Genomic DNA, 3,229 nt, shown 5'->3' with positions numbered 1-3,229 from the left:
TTAGTTGCTAAACTTCGGTCATCTAATGTAGATCCAGCCGATGGAGCCTTAGACGAAATCAATTCTTTTCCTAAAATGAACTAGCATTGAAGATTCCAGTGGTGGCTCTTGTTGATAACAATTTAAACCTATAAAGTATTGTAGATAGGGATTTTCTCTAATCTGTTCTATAGTTTCTCTATCACTTGTTCCTAATTTTTCCTTAATAATTAATGTCTCTAATGCCATTCTAAATAGTTTGGCTGGCGCACCTTTTTCTGCTGAAAAAAGTTTAGCATATTCTTCCTCAAAATCATCCCAAGGTATCAACTCTGCCATGATTACCCAACGATTATTGGGGGACAATTTGCCCTCGAAAGGTAATTCAAATTTTTCTGGGGGCGGTAAAGGTTGCTCCTCTTTTCGATACATTTGTTCTTGACCAACAACTGGGAGGTGTTTCTACCAATTATAGCGGTTTGTAGCCGACAAAGCTGATCTTTTTTGCGATCGCGAATATGGGTGTAACCTTTTAAAGAATAGGGTTTTGCTTTTATTCAGCAAACCCTATTATAGATATTCTTAAGCTATCAAAGGTATTAAATATATCTCTCGAAGGGTTATTGCTGGAGTTTGAAACTGCTCAACCTTTGAGAGAAGATTGGAAAATTACCAATCAAGAAAATTTCGGTGATGTTAATACTGATACAGAGTCCTTACAAAAGGAATATAAACAATTACAGTAGAAACTAGATCAACAACAAGAAACATCGCACAAAGAATTTCAATCTGCTAGTATAGCTGCTCTTGAATCTTGGTTATTACAGTGGCCAACTGCGGCAATTATAGCTAAAAAAAATCCTGAAATATCTGCCGTTAAATTATTACCTTTAGTGAGACCTATTTTTGAATTACTAAAACAATGGGGACTAGAAATGAAGGGAACCGTAGGAGAAGTGATACCTTATAATCCTCAATTTCATCAACTGCTAGAAGGAGGGGGACACGCCGAAGTTGGGGAGCCTGTGATCATTCGCTATGTTGGCTATGACCATGACCATAAATTGTTGTATCGTCCTAAGGTGAGTCCTGTGAAAAAAGATGAAGAGACAACCACAACAACCAATTAATTTTTGTTACAAATCTTGACAATAAACACTCTTTTTGTCGTTTTTGGGTATATTTTTGTCAAAGTTACCTAACATTTCCCCAAAAATGTCCATTTCGTTATCTACGATACGTTATTTTTTGGTGACCTCTTTCTATGCTTAATAGCTAAGGTTGCTGTTAAGTTTCCCGCTGAACAGGTCCTTTTGTTGAATTAGTAATCATTAATTTTATGGCCCATCACGGAATTTTCATGTTGTTAGAAAAATATCCTCAATTACGGCCAATAATTAAAGAGGGTCGTTATCTTTTAGGATACACCGATGGCAGTTGTCGAGGCAAACAAATACAAGTGTTTTTGCTACGTTCCCCCTGGACTCAATTTTGTATTTGGGCTGCCACCGATGAAGTAGAGATCCCGGCCGGTGGGGTTTTGCTACTTACCGATGATCCCGAGTGGAGTATAGAAAGTCAGTGGAAAGCATACAGTTTAGTTACCCCTGCTTCTTCTCTTCCTACCCAAAAAAATCGTCGTCAGAAAGCGTCAAAAGCAGTTTCTCCCATGACAAGCTTGGCGGCCGAAATTGCCACAGAGGCAGCGCACCAAACTCCTTCTCGGAGTCGGAAAATGAGTCCTACCACTTAACAAATTCTCGGTAATTGTTCTCCGCTTAACATATCGACAATGCGCTGAGAACCGATTTTACTTTCTAGGGTAACTAAGCCCATTCCTGTTCCGTTCCCAGTTACTTCACCGATGATAGAAGCGTCTTGAGAAAACGATTTTAAAATGTCTAAGGTTTTGTTAACTGAGTTTTGGGGAATAAAAGCGATAAACCTCCCCTCATTGGCCACATAGAGGGGATCAAACCCTAGAATTTCACAGGCTCCTTGTACATCTTCTCTGACAGCGATAGCCTTTTCCTTAATGTTGATTGTCACACTAGCCCCGGCCGCAATTTCGTTTAAGGCACTAGCTAAACCCCCTCGGGTTAAATCCCTTAAACAGTGAATTTCTACCCCTTGATTGAGCATTTCTAAGACAAGATGATGGAGGGGAGCGCAGTCACTTTCGATAGTAGTTTCTAATTCTAATCCTTCTCTGACTGCCATGATCGAAATACCGTGACGGCCGATATCTCCGCTGATTAAAATAGCATCTCCAGGTTGAACCATTTGCGGGGCAATAGTTTGGTTATGTTCAACGATTCCTACGCCGGCAGTATTAATAAAAAGACCGTCTCCTTTACCGCGATCGACAACCTTTGTATCTCCCGTAACCACTTTGATGTTGGCAGTATCGGCTGCTTTTTTTAAGGACTGAATAACACGCCATAAAGTTTCCATGGGTAGTCCTTCTTCGATAATAAATCCTAAACTTAAATAAAGGGGACGTGCGCCACCCATAGCAAGATCATTGACCGTTCCATTGATAGCTAAACTGCCAATATCTCCCCCAGAAAAAAAGAGAGGATGAATAACATAAGAATCCGTTGTAAAGGCGATTTTAGAACCAGGAAGGTTAATAACAGCAGCATCATGAGGGGGGATATCGTCGGGGCTTTTAAACACAGAAAATACCATTTTTTCTAGAAGTTGCTGCATCAGTTTTCCCCCTCCTCCATGAGCGAGTAAAACTTGAGGATATTGGTCTAAAGGGATGGGACAAGATACATTAAAATTATTCATGTTAATTGAGCAAACCTTGAATTTATCTCTATAAATTATAGGGATAAATTATGGTTCAAGTATCTAGAAAAAAGCTTAAAATATGGATGATTTATCATATTACATAAAAAGGATTACCCACCTAAGCAAACTAATAATAACTAACCCGAAGATGGTGGGCAATATAAACATTTACCTATTATAATCTAACTATCCTTAGTATTTGCCCACCCTACAAACTACAAACTACAAACTTATGTTCTTATTTGAGAAGACGCTCCAATTTTTTGTAGACTTCATCATCGTTGCGTTTCCCAACTAAAATGACTTCTACTAAATCTTGTTCAGGGTTAAAGTGATAAATAATTCGGTATTCGCCACTATCAACCCTATAGTAGTGGGAATAACCTTTTAGTTGTTTACTATCATTTGGTAATGGCTCAATATTAAGAGATAAGACCTTTTTAGCGATTTG

Annotated in this window: 5 protein-coding genes and 1 pseudogene; 3 read left to right on the top strand and 3 right to left on the bottom strand. The window is 38.7% G+C overall.

Annotated features, from left to right (window positions below):
- Positions 1 to 57: 57 nt before the first annotated feature.
- Positions 58 to 411: pseudogene (locus CWATDRAFT_RS30750) on the bottom strand (transposase); the annotation flags it as partial.
- 191 nt (positions 412 to 602) lie between these two features.
- Here CWATDRAFT_RS30750 and CWATDRAFT_RS41235 point away from each other — a divergent pair.
- The 3 genes from CWATDRAFT_RS41235 to CWATDRAFT_RS30740 all read left to right on the top strand — a co-directional run bounded on the left by CWATDRAFT_RS41235 (position 603) and on the right by CWATDRAFT_RS30740 (position 1,732).
- Positions 603 to 725: a hypothetical protein gene (locus CWATDRAFT_RS41235; protein ID WP_268743321.1), complete on the top strand. Its 123-nt coding sequence runs from the start codon at positions 603 to 605 to the stop codon at positions 723 to 725.
- A 147-nt stretch (positions 726 to 872) separates the two neighbouring features.
- Positions 873 to 1,109: a hypothetical protein gene (locus CWATDRAFT_RS30745; protein ID WP_007308601.1), complete on the top strand. Its 237-nt coding sequence runs from the start codon at positions 873 to 875 to the stop codon at positions 1,107 to 1,109.
- A 209-nt stretch (positions 1,110 to 1,318) separates the two neighbouring features.
- Entirely contained in the window at positions 1,319 to 1,732 is a 414-nt protein-coding gene (locus CWATDRAFT_RS30740) for a hypothetical protein (RefSeq protein ID WP_007308602.1), read from the top strand.
- Here CWATDRAFT_RS30740 and hypE read toward each other — a convergent pair.
- Together hypE and CWATDRAFT_RS30730 are read right to left on the bottom strand one after the other, a co-directional pair.
- On the bottom strand, positions 1,729 to 2,775 hold the full coding sequence (hypE, locus tag CWATDRAFT_RS30735) for a hydrogenase expression/formation protein HypE (protein ID WP_007308600.1): 1,047 nt from the start codon (positions 2,773 to 2,775) through the stop codon (positions 1,729 to 1,731). The genes CWATDRAFT_RS30740 and hypE overlap by 4 nt on opposite strands.
- 241 nt (positions 2,776 to 3,016) lie before the next feature.
- Positions 3,017 to 3,229, bottom strand: a 213-nt coding sequence (locus tag CWATDRAFT_RS30730) for a type II toxin-antitoxin system RelE family toxin (protein WP_042712984.1), incomplete at its 5' end; no start/stop codon positions are given.

Source organism: Crocosphaera watsonii WH 8501 (assembly GCF_000167195.1).
GTDB lineage: Bacteria > Cyanobacteriota > Cyanobacteriia > Cyanobacteriales > Microcystaceae > Crocosphaera > Crocosphaera watsonii.
The sequence above is the reverse complement of the archived record's forward strand: the minus strand, read 5'-3'. Positions and strand labels throughout refer to the sequence as shown.